At 68.1% G+C, this 15,445-nt stretch carries 13 protein-coding genes; 9 read left to right on the top strand and 4 right to left on the bottom strand.

The genetic code is table 11. From position 1 onward, the window contains the following. Positions 1-2: 2 nt before the first annotated feature. Together KY501_RS16800 and KY501_RS16795 are read right to left on the bottom strand one after the other, a co-directional pair. Complete coding sequence (locus KY501_RS16800; protein WP_224364154.1) at positions 3-2,309, bottom strand: TonB-dependent receptor family protein; 2,307 nt, start codon at positions 2,307-2,309, stop codon at positions 3-5. 120 nt (positions 2,310-2,429) lie between these two features. Next, on the bottom strand, positions 2,430-3,941 hold the full coding sequence (locus tag KY501_RS16795; RefSeq protein ID WP_224364152.1) for a hypothetical protein: 1,512 nt from the start codon (positions 3,939-3,941) through the stop codon (positions 2,430-2,432). A 332-nt stretch (positions 3,942-4,273) separates the two neighbouring features. Here KY501_RS16795 and KY501_RS16790 point away from each other — a divergent pair, with 332 nt between their 5' ends. The 7 genes from KY501_RS16790 (at position 4,274) to KY501_RS16760 (ending at position 10,905) form a co-directional block, all read left to right on the top strand. Continuing rightward, entirely contained in the window at positions 4,274-5,494 is a 1,221-nt protein-coding gene (locus KY501_RS16790; protein ID WP_224364151.1) for an imelysin family protein, read from the top strand. Next, the gene (locus KY501_RS16785; RefSeq protein WP_224364150.1) at positions 5,487-6,917 is read left to right on the top strand and encodes an HTTM domain-containing protein; all 1,431 of its coding nucleotides are present in this window, start codon (positions 5,487-5,489) and stop codon (positions 6,915-6,917) included. The genes KY501_RS16790 and KY501_RS16785 overlap by 8 nt, the downstream gene beginning before the upstream one ends. 121 nt (positions 6,918-7,038) lie before the next feature. Beyond that, positions 7,039-7,335: a hypothetical protein gene (locus KY501_RS16780; RefSeq protein ID WP_224364149.1), complete on the top strand. Its 297-nt coding sequence runs from the start codon at positions 7,039-7,041 to the stop codon at positions 7,333-7,335. A gap of 85 nt (positions 7,336-7,420) precedes the next feature. Continuing rightward, positions 7,421-8,080, top strand: a complete 660-nt coding sequence (locus tag KY501_RS16775) for a hypothetical protein (RefSeq protein WP_224364148.1) — start codon at positions 7,421-7,423, stop codon at positions 8,078-8,080. Between the two features lie 70 nt (positions 8,081-8,150). Next, positions 8,151-8,756 carry an RNA polymerase sigma factor gene (locus KY501_RS16770; protein ID WP_224364147.1) on the top strand — a complete coding sequence of 202 codons (606 nt, stop codon included), beginning with the start codon at positions 8,151-8,153 and terminating at the stop codon, positions 8,754-8,756. Next, complete coding sequence (locus KY501_RS16765) at positions 8,753-9,829, top strand: FecR domain-containing protein (RefSeq protein ID WP_224364146.1); 1,077 nt, start codon at positions 8,753-8,755, stop codon at positions 9,827-9,829. Before KY501_RS16770 ends, KY501_RS16765 begins: the two co-directional genes overlap by 4 nt. Further along, on the top strand, positions 9,826-10,905 hold the full coding sequence (locus tag KY501_RS16760; RefSeq protein ID WP_224364145.1) for a hypothetical protein: 1,080 nt from the start codon (positions 9,826-9,828) through the stop codon (positions 10,903-10,905). The genes KY501_RS16765 and KY501_RS16760 overlap by 4 nt, the downstream gene beginning before the upstream one ends. Positions 10,906-11,048: 143 nt before the next feature. On the opposite strand, the gene KY501_RS16755 is transcribed toward KY501_RS16760, so the two are convergent. Further along, entirely contained in the window at positions 11,049-11,744 is a 696-nt protein-coding gene (locus KY501_RS16755) for a hypothetical protein (RefSeq protein WP_224364144.1), read from the bottom strand. 351 nt (positions 11,745-12,095) lie between these two features. On the opposite strand from KY501_RS16755, the gene KY501_RS16750 reads away from it, so the two are divergent. Both KY501_RS16750 and KY501_RS16745 read left to right on the top strand, forming a co-directional pair. Continuing rightward, complete coding sequence (locus KY501_RS16750) at positions 12,096-12,773, top strand: response regulator (protein ID WP_224364143.1); 678 nt, start codon at positions 12,096-12,098, stop codon at positions 12,771-12,773. Further along, a complete protein-coding gene (locus KY501_RS16745) occupies positions 12,770-13,852 on the top strand; it encodes a sensor histidine kinase (RefSeq protein WP_224364142.1) in 1,083 nt (360 codons plus the stop codon). The genes KY501_RS16750 and KY501_RS16745 overlap by 4 nt, the downstream gene beginning before the upstream one ends. On the opposite strand, the gene KY501_RS16740 is transcribed toward KY501_RS16745, so the two are convergent. After that, the gene (locus KY501_RS16740; RefSeq protein WP_224364141.1) at positions 13,821-15,365 is read right to left on the bottom strand and encodes a glycosyltransferase family 39 protein; all 1,545 of its coding nucleotides are present in this window, start codon (positions 15,363-15,365) and stop codon (positions 13,821-13,823) included. The two genes, KY501_RS16745 and KY501_RS16740, sit on opposite strands and share 32 nt — an antisense overlap. Positions 15,366-15,445 lie beyond the last annotated feature (80 nt).

Below are 15,445 nucleotides of genomic sequence, written 5' to 3'. Positions count from 1 at the left end.
ACTCAGAGCTGGATCTTGAAGCCGCCGATGAGCGTGCGGGGCGCGTTGGGGCGGGCGCCGTAGGGACGGCGGCCGACGATGACGGCCTCGTCCAGGATGTTGCGGCCGCTCACGTACAGCTGTCCCCAGCGAGTGATGTTCCAGTTGGCGTTCACGTCGAACGTCAGCAGGGCCCCCGTCTTCACGCCCTCGGGGATCTCTCCCTGGCCCGCCTCCTCGCGCATGCTGCCGAGGAAGGTGGAGCTGATGAATGCCCCCCAGCGCGCACCCTCCACACCGATGGAGGCGAAGAGCTGGTGATGGGGCACGTACGGCAGTTCGTCCCCCACCATCACGTGACCGAACTGGGGATCCGACGAGCGGAACTCATTGAGCAGCTTCGTGCGCGTGAACGTGTACGCGACCGTCAGCGGGAAGGTGATGCCTCCGCCCGGACGGAAGGTCTTCTCCGCGAAGGCCTCCAGGCCGTAGATATTCGCCTCGCCTGCGTCCACTTGCCGGTCCAGGTTCTCGTTGAGACAGCCGTTGGAGAAGGTGCAGACGTCGGTGAGGTTGGAGTAGTCGTTGAAGAAGCCCAACACCTCGAAGCGCTCGCTGCGCCGCGCCCAGCGCGCGCCGGCCTCGTAGTTGATGCTCTTCTCGGGGCCCACGGCCTGCGGCTGTCCCGGCGCTGGCGGAGAGAAGCCCCGGTAGGCGCCCGCGAACACGCCCAGCGCGGGGTTGATCGCGCCATAGACGCCCACGCCCGGCATCAGCGCCTCCAGCGAGCCGTTCTGGACCGTGTCCGCCATCTTGTCCACGGACTTGGAGCGGATGATCTCCAGGCGCATGCCCGGCGTCACCACCAGCGGGCCCCACGCAATGGCGTCCGTTGCGTGCAGCGCCAGCGCGTGCGTGGAGTCCTTGTTGTCGGCTGTGACTTCCGTGGTGCCGCCCTCGGCGACCAACTCGCCGCCCACCATGCGGAAGCCGTCCTGCGTGTGGCGGCGGTCGATGCTGTCGAAGTGGTAGCGCACACCGAACTCGGCGTTGTGCGACAGCGGGCCCGTGGTCGTCGTCCAGCGAGCGACGCTCTGGAGGCCTTGGTTGACGAAGACCCGGTGGTTGGGCCCGATGAGGATGGTCTCTCCGGGCGTGGACGAGTCCAACTCGCCCGTGAGCACGCCGTAGTAGATGGCGTTGCGCGCGCTCGTGGGGTCCGCGAGCACGTCGGAGATGGAGATGCCGCGGAAGCCGTTCACCTTGCGCCAGGTGCGGTCCAGGTCCTGGCGGTACAGCGACGTCGTCACCGCGATGTCGCGCCCCTCCACCACGTAGCTGAGCACCGCCTGGGTGCGGTGCCACTGCATGTGGTCGAACTGGCTGGCCTTGTAGCGGCGCAGCGGGTCCGCGGCGAAGTCCGCGTCCGAGAGCCCCAGGTACGTCTCATTGGAGCCTTCGTCGGAGTAGCCCAACTTGAGCTGGAGCGTCTGGCGCAGCTCTCCGTCCGGCACCAGCCGGTAGCGCGCCTTGGCCATCCACTCGTTGCGGTGGAAGCCAGTGGTTGCATCGCTGTTGTCGATGTCCTTGAAGCCGCTGCTGCGCAGGTGGATGCCCTCGATGAGGAAGCCCGCGCGCTCGGTGCTGGCGCCGAAATAACCATGCGCCTTGCCGTAGAGGTACTGGCCACCCGCGACGTCCAGCCCGAAGGATTCCTGCGTGGGGATGTCCCGGGTGATGAGGTCCACCGAGCCGCCCACCGTCTGCGGGCCCTGCTGCACGGAAGAGGGCCCCTTGAGCACGCGCACCGACTGCATGCGGGTCATCAACGGAAAGTAGTACGCGGCGGGCGCGGAGTAGGGCGCCGGCCCGAAGAGGATGCCGTCCTCCAGCAGGGTGACTTTCTTGCTGCGGTCCGGGTTGACGCCGCGCAGGCCCAGGTTGGGCCGCAGGCCGAAGCCGTCCTCGCCACGCCCGTACACGCCCGGCACGGACTGGAGGATGGCCTGGGGATCGTCCAACTCGTAGCGCTGGAGCTTCTCCGGCTTGAGGATGTGGATGGAGCCGCTCGTCTTCGCTTCAGACGTGCCCACTACCACGCTCTCGAACCGGCGGTTGTCGGCGGGCGGTGTCTCGACGACGGGGACGTCGGACGGGGTGGGCTGGGGCGGAGTGGGCTCAGCGGCTGCCGGTTGAGGTGCGGGCTCGGGGGCCAGCGGAGCCTCCACAGGAGCCGGGGAGGGCTCTTGGGACGGAGGTGGCGTCTGGGCCATGGCCGACGAGGAGATAACGAAGGAAACCCATGCAACTGCCAGAGTCGGTGCACCCATGACGACGAAGACTCCCGGAGGAACGTGCGAAGAAGCGCAGCGGTCCCCCGCGCCGGCGGGGGGAGTGGAACATCCCCGCCGGCTCAGGAAGAGCGCTGCCTACAGCACCCGCGTGGATGACTACTTCGCTTCGGCGGCGCCCGCGATGACGATCTTGCCGTCAGACTGCACCGCAATGCCGCGCGCGGCTTCGTCCAGCTTGCCGGCGATGATGTTCACCGTGACGATGCCACCGGTGCCGAAGGTGGTGTCGCGCGTGCCGTCCAGGTTGAAACGGGCGATGGCGAAGCGGTTGTCACCTCCCTCGGTGAGGAAGCCCGCCGCGTACACCTTGTTGTCCGGACCGAAGGTCACGCCCCAGAAGCGGTCGTTCTCCGTCTCGGAGAAGGGCACCGGGCCGGCGAACTCCGCGCCCGTCGTGATGTTGCGGATGAGCAGGACGGCGTCGTCGTCCTGTCCGCCACCCGCGCGGTAGCCCGCGGCCGCCACGTACTCATCGGCGCCCACGGTGGCCCTCTCCACGTCGAAGAAGGCCTCGTCGGGCCGGTCGAAGGAGTAGAGCTTGAAGCCCTCGTTGAATCCGTCCGCCGTCGCCGGCTGGCCGTCCGAGGTCAGCAGCACCGCCATGGCGTCGATGTTGCCCGCCGTGGGGGTTCCGCTGCCCACCATGAAGATGCGGTCGTCCTTCAGCGCCACCGCGTCACGGCCGCGGTCGTTGTCGCCGGCCAGATCCAGGATGAACGAGCCATTCGTGCCGTACGTGGGATCGAGCACGCCCGCCGCGCTGTAGCGGAAGGAGATGAGGTCCACCGTGCTGCCGGACACGCCCGCCGCGCGGCCATAGCCGGTGGTGACGTAGGAGCCCGTGGACTGGCGCACGGCGGCGTAGGCCTCGGAGATGCCCCACTCCTTGGTCGGGTCGTTGGTGGCGAACGGCGCCGAGTTCACCACGCCCTTGTAGCCGAAGGTGTTGTCCACCGTTCCTGCCGCATCCAGGCGCAGCAGCACGATGCGGTTGGCGGACTGCGCGCCCACGCCGGAGGGCTGCGACAGGTAGCCAGCGGAGACGATCTTGCCGTCCTCCTGCACCATGCCGTGGCGCGCGGAGTCACCCAGGCCACCGATGTCCAGCGCGTAGAAGCCCTTGCGCGCGTTGGTGGAGGGGGTCGCGTTGAAGGTCTCGTCCAGCGCGCCGTTGGCGGTGAGGCGGGCGACCACGCGATCGGTGTCCGTGCGCGTGCCCTCCGCCTTCTTGGTGGCGAACACCACCAGCCGGTCCTGCGTGTCGCGGCTGATGCTCCACATGGCGTCACGCACCGTGCCGGAGCCCGTGCCCAGGTTCACCACGGAGATGCCGTTGCCGTTCGCGCCGAAGCTGTTGTCCACCGTACCGTTGGCGTTGAGCCGCACGAACGCCAGGTCCGTGTCCGGCGTGACAGGGCCTGCGTCAGTGCCCCCATCCGTCTGGGTGCCCCCATCCGTCCCCCCGTCCGTCTGGACACCGGCATCGGGCGTGGGAGTGGGGTCCTCTTCTTCGTCGCTGCAGCCACTCAGATAGACCACGGTCAGGCCCAGAGCCAGCAGGCTGGGCATCCGCTTCTTGGAACTCCGGTGCTTCATCTGCTTCGACATGATTCGGCTTTCTGGTGTGCCGCGGCTGGATTCTGAGAGGAATTCTCATGATGGCGCTGCGGCCGGATGATGAGAGGAGTTCTCATGATTGCGCTGCGGCTGGATTCTGAGAGGAATTCTCATGATGGCGCTGCAGCCGGATTCTGAGAGCACTTCTCATGGTTGCGCTGGGGTTGAATTATGAGAACGATTCTCATTTTCAAACGCGTTAGCGGGGCGCCTGAGTAGACTGTGTTTGTGCCCGAGTCAAGGCGCGGCACGAGTGCTCAGCACATACAGGTTGGCTTCGATAATGATTGTCAGTCTCAACTTGGGTTGATACTGCGATGGCCATGATTGCTTCTCGATCTCATCCTGGCGCGCCCTCCTGGCTGGCAGTGAGGGCCCTGGTATTCACCGCGGTGTTGTGTGTGTCGTGCAGTGACAAGAAGAAGCCGGTGGATCCGCCGCCCGTGGACGGCACGGACGTGCGCGTGCAGCTGTTGAGCGCGGCGGGCGAGTGCATCCTGGGGACGGCGCGAGACTTCCTGCCCAAGGCCACGGCGTTGCAGGCGGCGACGGTGACGCTGCGGGATGCTCCGGACGCGGCGGCCGTGGCGGCGGCGCGCACGGCGTTCCATGAGGCGATGGACGTCTGGGAGGTGATGGAGGCGATGCAGGTGGGGCCGGCGGCTCCGCGCAGCAGCCCGGGCGGCGCGGAGATCCGCGACAACATCCATTCATTCCCCCTGTACAACCGGTGCTCCATCGAGGAGCAGATCGTCTCCAAGGGGTACGAGTCGGCCAGCTTCTCCACCAGCCTGGTGACGCGACGCGGCTTCCTGGCGCTGGAGTACCTGCTGTTCTACGAGGGAGCGGAGACGGCGTGCGGGCCGAATTCCGCCATCGTGGCGCAGGGGACGTGGGCGGCGCTGCCGGCGGATGAGCGGGCGGCGCGCAAGCGGGCCTACGCGGCGGTGGTGGCGGCGGACGTGCGCACGCGCGCTCAGGCGCTGGTGGACGCGTGGGCTCCGGAAGGCGGCAACTTCCTGAAGACGCTGGCGACAGCGGGCTCGGGCAACACCGTGTTCCCGACGACGCAGGTGGCGCTCAACGCCATGAGCGATGCGATCTTCTACGTGGAGCGCGAGGGGAAGGATCAGAAGCTGGCGCGGCCGCTGGCGCTGCGCGATTGCGCGTCGGACACCTGCCCGGAGTTGTTGGAGTCCCAGTTCGCGGGCCGCTCGAAGCAGAACCTGCACTTGAACCTCGTGGGCTTCCGGCGAATCGTGGACGGCTGCGGCCCGGACTACTCGGGCACGGGCTTCGACGACGTGCTGGTAGCGGCGGGAGCGGAAGCTGTGGCCACGCGGCTGCGGGCGGAGGTGGTGGGTGCCGAGGCGGCGCTGGCCGCGGTGGAGGAGGACGATCTCCGGCAGGCGTTGGCGCAGGACAAGGCCTCCGTGCAGGCCGTCTACACCGAGTTCAAGGGCATCACGGACGTGCTGAAGACGGACTTCATCACCACGCTGGACCTGGAGCCACCCGCGGGCCTCGAGGGAGACAATGACTGATGTACCCGTCTCCCGGGGCGTGACGTCCGCGCGTTCCATGGCACGGGTGTGGGAGTGGCTTCTGGCGCCTCGGGACATCGCCGCGCTGGCGGCGTTCCGGGTGGCGCTGGGGCTGCTCATCACCGTGTCGGCGGTGCGCTTCCTGGCTTACGGCTGGGTGGACGTGCTGTTCGCGCAGCCCCGGTTCCGCTTCACCTATTGGGGGTTCGGCTGGGTGCCCGTTCTCCCCGGCTCGTGGATGCCCATGCTCTTCGTGGCGCTGGGCGTGCTGGGCGTGTTGTTGATGGTGGGGCTGTTCTACCGGGTGACGGTGGTGCTGCTGTTCGCGGTGTTCGCCTACGTGCAGCTTCTCGACGTGACGAACTACCTCAACCATTACTACCTGGTGAGCCTGCTGCTGGCGCTGATGTGCTTCGTTCCCGCGCACCGTGCCTTCTCCGTGGATGCGTGGCGTCGGCCGGCGCTCCGCCGGGATTGGCTGCCGGCGTGGTGCACGGTGCTGCTGCGCTTCCAGGTGTCCATCGTCTACGTCTTCGCGGGGCTGGCCAAGGTCACCACCGATTGGCTGGTGCATGCCCAGCCGCTCAACATCTGGCTGGCGGCCCGCACGGGGCTGCCATGGGTGGGGCCGCTGCTGGAGCAGCGCTGGGTGGCGTATGCGGCGGCCTGGGGGGGAATGCTGTTCGACAGCACCATCGTGCTGTTTCTGCTGTGGCGCCGCACGCGGCCGTTCGCGTACGTCGTGGTGCTGGGGTTTCACGCGGTGACGTTCGCGCTGTTCCCCATCGGGATGTTCCCCTTCATCATGGTCACCGCGGCGCTGGTGTTCTTCGAGCCCTCGTGGCCGCGCGCGCTCATGGCTCGGGTGCGGCGGGTTCCTGTCTCCCTGCGCCTGCCCTTGGCCGGGGAAGGGGCGTCCGTGGCGGCACCGGGCTGGAAGGGCCGCGTGGCGTTGGGAGCGGCGCTGGTCTACGCGTTCCTCCAGGTGGCGCTGCCACTGCGCACCCACGCCTATGGGGGCAACGTGCTCTGGCACGAACAGGGGATGCGCTTCTCGTGGCGGGTGATGACACGGGAGAAGAATGGGAGCGCGACGTTCATGGTGCGCGACAGCGTCACCGGACGGCAGTGGGCGGTTTCGCCCAATCAGTACCTCACGCGGCTCCAGGAGCGGGAGATGGCGGTGCAGCCGGACCTCATCCTGCAATTGGCCCACCGCATCGCCCAGGATTTCGAAGCGACTACGCACCACCCGGTGGAGGTGCGAGCTGATGTCCGTGTGTCCCTGAACGGCCGGATGTCGGAGCTGCTGGTGGATCCGACGGTGGACCTGTCGAAGGAAGAGGACGGACTGGGACCCAAGGCGTGGATCTTCCCCGCGCCCGAAGGACCGCCGGTGCACCTGCGTCCCACGCGAATCTGATGAAGCCTGCCGAGCGTCCGGCAGATGCTTAAGACCTTCTCATCCTCGTCCCAGGAACCTGTCATGGACGATGCGTAGAGTCTTTCCCAAGCCGATGAATGGCTTTCATTGGGAGACGAGGATGAAGCGAGTTGTCATCATCACGTTGTTGTCGCTCCTGCCTGCCGCTGCCGTGCTTGCGAAGGAGGCCAAGGAGAAGGGCGAGGCCCACGAGAAGCTGGCCCCGGCCGAGCTGCCGAAGGCGGTTCGGGATGCCATCGCCAAACGCTATCCGGGCGCCACCCTCGTGGAGGCGGAGGCCGAGCATGGTGGATACGAGGCCACCGTGAAGACGGCCGACGGCAAGGAGATGGAGCTGAAGATGAAGGCCGACGGCACCGTGCTCTCGGAGCAGGAGGATGACGAGGACAAGGACTGACGCGGACGCAATCAGGCCGCCCCGAGCGGTGTCTAAGCCTTTGGAACCGATAGCCGGTTTCCAATCCACCCTCGGGAGAAATCACATGAAGTCGAAGTCTTTCGCAGTGTTCGCGGCCGCCGTCCTGGGTGCTGCCGGTTGCACGGGCGGCGGTGCTTCGAAGGCAAGCGAGCTCAAGGCAGGGGACAGCGTCGCACTCACCCTGAGCGCCGATGGGAAGTCGGTTCAGGCGATCACGAGTGACTCGGGGGATGGCGACGGCGAGACCAACGACGATGCGGAGGGCCCCAACGGCGACGGTGACGGCGAGACCAACGACGACGGAGCCGCCAATGGCATGGTTGCGGGTGAGATCCTCGCGCCGCGCCCGGAGGTTCGCGCCGTGTCGGCCGGCGTGTTCGAGGCGCTCGGAATGAAGATCCAGGCGCAGGTGCTGCCTGACAGCGCGGCGGTCCGTTTCGTGGGCTCGGTGAACCCGGACGGCACCTTCGTCGCATCCAGTGCGAAGGGCTCGCGCGCGACCTCTCCTGCGCTCAAGGGCACGCTGCAGGCGGTCGAGCGCACCGGCAGCGGCACGGTGAAGCTCCAACTCCTCGGCCAGACGGTGACCACCAGCGAGACCACGAAGGTGGAGCAGGTGAAGTCCCTCGATCAGGAGAACTCGAAGGAAGACGACGGCATCGAGTGTGCGCAGGAGGGCGAGCACGAGGGAGACAACGAGGGCTGCTCGGCGCCCACTCCGTAACGAGGAATCGTCAAGCACCCCATCCGTTCCCCCGCTCTGGCTTCAGCAGGGTTGGGGGAAAGGAGCCGCAGTGGCTGACAGATCCACGGTCCAGTACCTGCCAGGGGCAGCGTATGAGCGAGCGCTCTTTTCCCGGATGCAGGCGGGAGAAGAGGCTGCGTTCCGCGAAGCGTACGATGCGCTCGCGCCCAGGCTCTTGCACTTGCTCGAGCGGTACCTGGGGTGCGCGGCTCTCGCCGAGGAGGTCCTCCAGGAGAGCTTCGCGACGGCGTTTCGCCGCATCGGGAGCTTTCGTGGGGAGGCGCAGCTCTCCACCTGGATCACTGCCATCGCGCTCCGCCGGGCACACAATGTGCTGCGCGCGGAGGCCCGGCGGGAGAAGAGCGAACGGGCCGTTGATCCACGCTCTGAAACAAGCGACCCATTACCGGACGACTCGCTGGCGAGCTCGGAGGAGACCGCGCTCCTCGAAAAGCTGCTCGCCACTTTGCCGGAGGAGACGCGCCTGGCTCTGCTGCTGACCGCGGACGGGCTCACCGCACAGCAGATCTCTGACATGACCCATGTGCCCCGAGGGACGATCCTTTCACGCATCTTTCGGGGCCGGCTCACCCTCGGCAAGCTGCTGGGACAGGATGGGATGCGCCGCTCCACGCATCGAGGGTCTCGCCGATGACATGCGAAGACGCGCTCGAACTGCTGGAGTCTTCGCCGGACGTGGCACGGGAGCACTGTGCGAGCTGCGCCCGCTGCCAGGAGGTGCTCCAACGCGCGGACAAGGCCCTCGAGCTCCTTCGTGAGACGCCTGGGTCCTCTGTGCCTCCGGCGTTCTCGTCGGCCCTGCTCGACGCGGCGCGTGCAGGCGTGCGGGCGCACCGATGGCGGCAGCGGGCGCGGCAGGCCGTGCGCCCCCTTGTCGCTGTGACCGTGACGGCGCTCGTCGTCATTGCCGCCGAGCGGATGGTTCACAGCAGCGCCATTCATCGGCTTGCGGCTCCCGGGGACGTGCTGGTCGCCTCCGCTGCGGCGGTCACGGAAGGAACGACGGCCGGTGGTGCATCCATCTGGATGGAACGGCCTGGGGAACTCCGGCTCATGGAAGCAGGCCCGGCCGAGCGCGTCCGGATCGAGGCTGGCAGTGCACGCTTTGAAGTCCGCAAGCTCGCCCCGGGCGCCAGCTTCGCGGTCGAGACGGCCCATGCCCGCGTGGTGGTGCACGGGACGCGGTTCACGGTGAGCACGGGCCGGGACACCACTCGCATCACGGTGAGCGAGGGCCGGGTTCAGGTGCAGCCGCTCGGTGCCGAACGTGCGCCGGAGGTGTTGACGGCCGGCGACAGCCTGGAGGTGCCATCGGCGGAGCGGTTCCTGCAAGGGCTCTGGCTGCGCGCGGAGGAGCTTCTCGCCCGCGGAGAGTGGGACGAGGCCTTGCACACATTGGATCGGGTCTTGGGATCGAAGCTACCGGTGGAGCTCGAGGGGCAGGCGCGGGCGCGCCGGGCGCTCGTGCTGTCCGCGAGGGGAGAGGGAGGCGCCGCGCTCGAAGAGTACGAGCGGGCACTGAAACTCATCCCTGAGGAGCAGGCACCACTGTGGGCGGACAACGCGGCGGCCGAGCGCGCCATCTTGCTTGAGCGCAGCGGCCGTCCAGCAGCCGCGGCGGCCGCATGGCACGAGTACCAGCGGCGCTTTCCGAACGGGGTGCACTCGGCGCTTGCACGTGACAGAGGCGCGGGGCCCCCGCGATGAGATGGCTCCCGGCGTTGGTGTCGATGCTGGCGTGCGAAGCCTTGGCGAGGACGGGGCCGGTGACTGTCTCCGCGGTGGGTGCCCAGGGTGAGCCTCGCCCGGCGCTGTCTCGCGCGGTGGAGAGTGCTCTGGTGGCCTACGGGGCTTCGGTGGCAGTCCTAGGCGAGGGCGCGAAGTGCGTCCCGCCCTGCCAGCAGATACGCGTGGCGCTGGACGCAGCAGGAGGCATCAGCGTCCAAGCGGAGCTGGGAACGCTGCGCGCGAGCCGCCGCCTCGAGCACGTCGAGGGCGCCTCCACGGTTGAACTCGCACGGGCGATCGCCCTCGAAGGGCGGGAACTCCTCAACCAGCTCGAGGAGCCGCCGCGCGTAAATCCGAGGAAAGCCCCGCCGCGCGCACCCCGGAAGGCAGCAGAGCCGCTTGCCGTGGTGGAGGCGAGCGCCGAGCCGCTGGCGTCTCGCGAGGTGGTTCAGACGGCGGGGCTCCTCGTCGAGCCTGTTCCCGTCGAACCTGCTTCCGCCGAGCGCATGTCACGTTCCCCGGCTCCCATGCCAGCGCCCATTGCTCCCTTGCCGGCTCCGCACTCCTGGCTCTCGTTTGGTGCTCGCGGGCTGGTGCAGTCATTGCCCAGCATGCCTCTGGTCACGGCCGGAGCGGCGCTTGGTGCTCGTGCGGAGCTGATGCGTGGTCTGGATCTGCGCCTCTCTCTGGCCGCCACCTTTCCGGCCATCGATGACAGAGGTCCGGTGCGCGTCCGCCTGCGCACGACCGGCGGATCCGCGGTGCTCGCGGCCCAGCTTGAGGGCCTGCCGCTGTGGATCGGTGGAGGGGTGGAGTTCCTGTTCCTGGCCGTGGATCGGCCGGTGCCGGACTTCGACACCCTCGAGGCGCAGAGCGTCGGCGGGCTGCTGGCGGTCGAGACGAGGTTCCGGTTTGCTCGCGCCACGGCAGTGCTCGGAGTCCAGGGCGCGTGGCACCCGTTCAAGGAGCGAGTGCCTCTCGATGCGACGACGGCATTTGTCTATCCATCCTTCGGGGTGAGCCTGCTCGCAGGCCTCGAAGTCGACGTCTTCTGAGAGGTAGCGCCCCAAGGAGGAGATGATCCGCCAGTGAAGGTCTCTCGCCGCCTGATCGGGACAGGTGAACAACAACGCCCACGCGCATGGATGCGTGGGCGTCTTGGGGGTGAAAACGTAACCTCGAACTCAGTGCCTCAGTCTCACGGGTTCATCGTCTCCGAGCAACCCGTGCTGGCCCCAACCTGGAACGCCAGGTCATCCCGATCGTTGTACCCCTCCCCGTCGCAGGAACTGGACGCGCCAGTGTATCGAATCGCTGCTCGCACCGCCTGCACTCCGGTGATGCCCTCGGGCAGGGTGTACGTGGCCGTCAGGGTGTTCGCTCCTCGGCCCTGAGGCGTCAGCACCTGGAAGAGCGTCCACGTAGGATTGCTCGCGTCCTCGGCCGCGTACAGGTCCACCCGATTGCCGATGGAGTAGGCCCAGAAGCTCACCTCGATGGTGATCTCCTTGCCCGGCGCCAGCGCGGATCCATCCGTGGTGTACAGCCGGATCCGGTCAACCGACTCGTCCGAGTGGTAGGTGCCCGCGGATCCATCCAGGCACGTGCCGCCCAGCGTGTTGGGCGCGTGGGGCTCGGGGCCCAGCGGTCCGCGCCCATCGAACAGCGCCTCGGAATCGCACCCCAAGCCGCTCGCGCTGCACCGAGGCACCTGCAACGTGGCGTCGTAGCTCGCCACCTCCATCTGCGGCGCAGGCTCCATGGCGGCAATCCCCGCGCTCGGGCCCTGTCCGCCCGGCGGAGTCGGCTCCGGTGGCGCGCACGCCACGAACGCTCCCAGCAACAGCCCCGACGACACCTGCATCCACTTCCGACTCGTACCACTCCATCCCATGACAGCTCTCCACGTGTATCGCGCCCCCGACGACCTCTGGCGGAGTCCATGGGGCGCAGTGCGGTGACTCGGGCGAGCCCACGCAGGCGTGGGTGGCCAGGTCGCGGGGACGGCCCAGTGCAGGCGTCGGTCCAAGCGCTCTGCCGCAGGGCTCCGCTTGCGACCGCGCGGGCGTGGCTTGAGGTTTCAAGCACTTGGAGCGGCTCAGCGATTCTGAGCCTCGCGAACAGGCGGCCGGACCGTCCGTGAGATGAGACGGTCAGTCCACGGAATGAGACGGTGAGAGGGGCCTGGGACCAGACACGCCGCTGCTTGTCCCTGGCCTCAGGTCAACGTGGTACAAACACGCGAGTGTCCATCCTCATCGTCGAAGATGAGTTGCGTGTTCGTGCCTTCATCACTCGGGGACTGGCCGAGGAGGGCTTTCGAGTCCGGGAGTGCGCGGACGCGCTCCAGGCGCAGGACCTGCTGCGCAACGAGCGCTTCGAGCTCATTCTCCTCGACTGGATGCTCGCCGGGGTCTCTGGCTTCGACCTGCTCCAAGGACTGCGCGCGCGCAGGGATGTCACGCCCGTTCTCATGCTCACGGCTCGGGATGCGGTGGCCGATCGCATCGCGGCGCTCAATGCCGGCGCGGACGATTACCTGGTCAAGCCGTTCTCCTTTGACGAACTGCTGGCACGCGTCCGGGCCATCCTCCGCCGTGTTGCCGGCAGGGCCAGCCCCCTCCTGAGCCATGCGGACCTGACGCTGGATCCCGTCACCCGCAAGGTGGTGCGAGCAGGGCAGGAACTCTCGCTCACCGCTCGCGAGTACGCGCTGCTCCAGTTCCTGCTCGAGCATGCGGGCGAGGTCGTCTCCCGGACTCGGATCGTCCAGGCGGTCTGGGACCATGACTTCGAGACCTTCTCCAATGTCGTCGAGGTCTACATCCGCTACCTTCGAGCCAAGGTGGACGAGCCCTTTGAGACCCGGCTCATCCATACGGTGCGGGGAGTGGGCTACGTGCTGCGGAGCCATTCGCCATGAAGCGCCCCGTGACGCTGAGCGCTCGGCTCACGCTCTTCTTTGGCGGCGCCGTGCTGGCGACCATCCTCTTCTATGGAGGGTTGGTGGCAGCCGCGCTCGTCTTCGAGGAGTGGCTGGAGAGGCAGGCCCTGCCTCCGGATGCGCCGCTGGAGGATCTCTTCGACGAGGTCTGGCCGGTGCTCGGGGCCATGGCGCTGGCGGCGCCGATCGCGGTGGTCGGTGCCATCATGCTGGGCCGAGCGCTCGCCCGCCGGGCCCTGGCGCCCATGCGCGAGGCGAGCCACCGGGCCCGGGCCGCGCGCGCCTCCGAGCTGAACTTGAGCCTGCCAGTTCGCGGCACGGGGGATGAGTGGGACGAGCTTGCCTCGACCTTGAACACGCTGCTCCAGGATGCGCGCGGAACGGTCGAGCGCATTCGCCGCTTCACGGCGGACGCCGCCCATGAGCTGCGCACGCCGCTCACCGTCATCATCGGTGAGACGGAGGTGGTCCTGAGGCGTGAGCGCTCGGCGGAGGAGTACCGGCAGGCGCTGCGGATCGTTCACTCGGAGAGCCAGGGGCTCGCGGCGGCCGTGGAGGCGCTGCTGATGCTGTCTCGCGCGGACTCCGGCACGTTGGTGACGGCCCGAGAGCCGGTGGACCTGTTCCTGCTGGCCCAGATGGCCACCCAATGGGCTCAACGGTTGCTGGAGGTGCAGGCGCGCGCGGTACGGATCTCGCTCGCCGGAGAGTCCACGCTGGTGCAGGGGGATGCTTCGCTCTTGCGCCGGGTCCTGGAGAACCTCCTGTCCAATGCGCTCCGGTATAGCCAGGGGCAGGTGCGCGTCGAGGTTCATGCGAGTTCCTCGGGAGCGCAGGTGCTCGTGGCGGACGACGGCGCGGGGGTGGATCCCGCGTTGGTGCCCCGGCTCTTCCAGCGCTTCGCGCGAGCGGACAGCGCGCGCTCGGGAGATGGCATGGGGCTCGGGCTCGCCATCTCCCACGCCATCATCGAGGCCCACGGTGGAGCGCTCTCCTATGAGCGCACCGCGGCGGGGGAGAGCCTCTTCACGTTCTGGCTCCCGGTGCTTGCAGGGTGAGGTGCTCCCGTGGGGGGCCGGGAAGGTGCCAATGCTGGCAATACCAGAGCTGGAAGGTCGTCACGGGCCGTTCGCCCCGGTGCACCGTCACCGGCGCGAGCGCATGCACGGCGGTGCAGACGGACTGCAGCCGGGTGGGCGCGTCCCTCAGGGGTTGGCGGTCGTCCGCGACGATGATCGCGTCCTGCCCCTCCCTGACGGAGTCCAACCAGAAGTCGTAGGCCAGGCCCGGTTTCCCGAGGGCTGAGTCCGACTGGGTCTCGGGATGGTCGGGGAGGTAGAAGGCCAGCTCGCTGGCGGTCTTGTAGCCCCAGCCGACCACCAACGGCGGGGGCTGCCCGGCAGGGGATTGTTCCCGGTAGCGCTGTACCTCGGAGGCCAGCTCGCGCCAGCCGCTCACCAGGTTGTCCCGCTCACGGAAGGGGATGAAGGGGCACAAGGGCATCAGATACATGCCGAGCGCCAGTACGGCACCCGTGCTCACCGAGAGGTATGCATACCCTCTGCCCCACATGCCCCGCTTCGGATCGCACCAGGAGGCCGCTGTCGCCACCAGCACTCCCAGGTAGGCAGGAGCGACCCAGTTCATCTTTACCCAGTGCCAGGGGCTCACGACCGAGAAGAGGACGAGCCCCGGCAGGCTCGCGAGGCAGAGCACGCGGGCGCGTGGGTCTCCCTGGAGCGCGCGGTGAACGAGGAGCCCGGCGGAGACCAGGAGCGCCACATAGAGGAGCGGCCCCACCGCCACCGCCTGCAACCCCAGGTACCGCCCCGTCAGGAATGGCTGGAGCCCATGGACCGTCTCGATTCGCCCCTGGGTCTGGAAGGCGAACGAGGCCCAGCCATGGTGGGCGTTCCAGATGAGGACAGGGGAGAAGACGAGGAAGCTCACCGCCAGCGCGAGGTAGGGGTGTGGAGTGCGCAGGGCAGCCCGGCCTCGGGGGAACCCCAGCGCTGTCACCAGGATCTGTGGCGGGAGCAGCGCGGCGGTGTACTTCGAGAGCAGCGCGAGCCCGCACAGCAGCCCCAGCAGGTACCAGCGGAACCCGCTACGGCCCGCCCCCGCGCCGTCCGGGAGGACCAGCTCGCAGAGCACCCGGAGTGAGGCGGCCCAGAACAGCACGAGCGGCACGTCCGGCGTCATCACCACCGCGCCCAGACCGAACAGCACCGTGGCGTTGGCGGTGAGCGCCGTGACGGCTCCCACGACGGGCGAGTACAGCCGCGCTCCCAGCGAGTAGAGCAGTCCCGTCAGGGCCAGGCTCGACAGCACCGCGGGGAGGCGGATTCCCAGCTCGCTCACGCCCAGCAGGCGCACGGACAGCGCGATCAGCCACGCGGTCATCGGCGGGTGATCGAAGTAGGACAGGTCCAGATGCCGGGCGTATTGCCAGTAGTACGCCTCCTGGGGAGCCAGCTCCACGCGTGTGGCGTAGAGGAGCCGGAGCACCGCGAGGCCACAGCTCGCCCACAGCGTCCAGCGGCCCCAGGAGGGCTCCCTCGCGCGAATCATCGAGTGCTCCTCGTTCAGAACGAACGAGGTGATGCCCGAGGTCTCCGCGGCTCGCCACGCGGCGGGGGCAAGCTGAGGAA

The sequence above is a fragment of the Hyalangium versicolor genome (assembly GCF_020103695.1).
GTDB lineage: Bacteria > Myxococcota > Myxococcia > Myxococcales > Myxococcaceae > Hyalangium > Hyalangium versicolor.
Note: the sequence above shows the minus strand (reverse complement) of the source record. Positions and strands in the feature narration are given on the sequence as shown.

Excerpts from the sequence above, each read along its gene's own strand:
- KY501_RS16800 (WP_224364154.1), bottom strand. The coding sequence starts at position 2,309 with ATGGGTGCACCGACTCTGGCAGTTGCATGGGTTTCCTTCGTTATCTCC.
- KY501_RS16795 (WP_224364152.1), bottom strand. The coding sequence starts at position 3,941 with ATGTCGAAGCAGATGAAGCACCGGAGTTCCAAGAAGCGGATGCCCAGC.
- KY501_RS16790 (WP_224364151.1), top strand. The coding sequence starts at position 4,274 with ATGATTGCTTCTCGATCTCATCCTGGCGCGCCCTCCTGGCTGGCAGTG.
- KY501_RS16785 (WP_224364150.1), top strand. The coding sequence starts at position 5,487 with ATGACTGATGTACCCGTCTCCCGGGGCGTGACGTCCGCGCGTTCCATG.
- KY501_RS16780 (WP_224364149.1), top strand. The coding sequence starts at position 7,039 with ATGAAGCGAGTTGTCATCATCACGTTGTTGTCGCTCCTGCCTGCCGCT.
- KY501_RS16775 (WP_224364148.1), top strand. The coding sequence starts at position 7,421 with ATGAAGTCGAAGTCTTTCGCAGTGTTCGCGGCCGCCGTCCTGGGTGCT.
- KY501_RS16765 (WP_224364146.1), top strand. The coding sequence starts at position 8,753 with ATGACATGCGAAGACGCGCTCGAACTGCTGGAGTCTTCGCCGGACGTG.
- KY501_RS16760 (WP_224364145.1), top strand. The coding sequence starts at position 9,826 with ATGAGATGGCTCCCGGCGTTGGTGTCGATGCTGGCGTGCGAAGCCTTG.
- KY501_RS16755 (WP_224364144.1), bottom strand. The coding sequence starts at position 11,744 with ATGGGATGGAGTGGTACGAGTCGGAAGTGGATGCAGGTGTCGTCGGGG.
- KY501_RS16745 (WP_224364142.1), top strand. The coding sequence starts at position 12,770 with ATGAAGCGCCCCGTGACGCTGAGCGCTCGGCTCACGCTCTTCTTTGGC.
- KY501_RS16740 (WP_224364141.1), bottom strand. The coding sequence starts at position 15,365 with ATGATTCGCGCGAGGGAGCCCTCCTGGGGCCGCTGGACGCTGTGGGCG.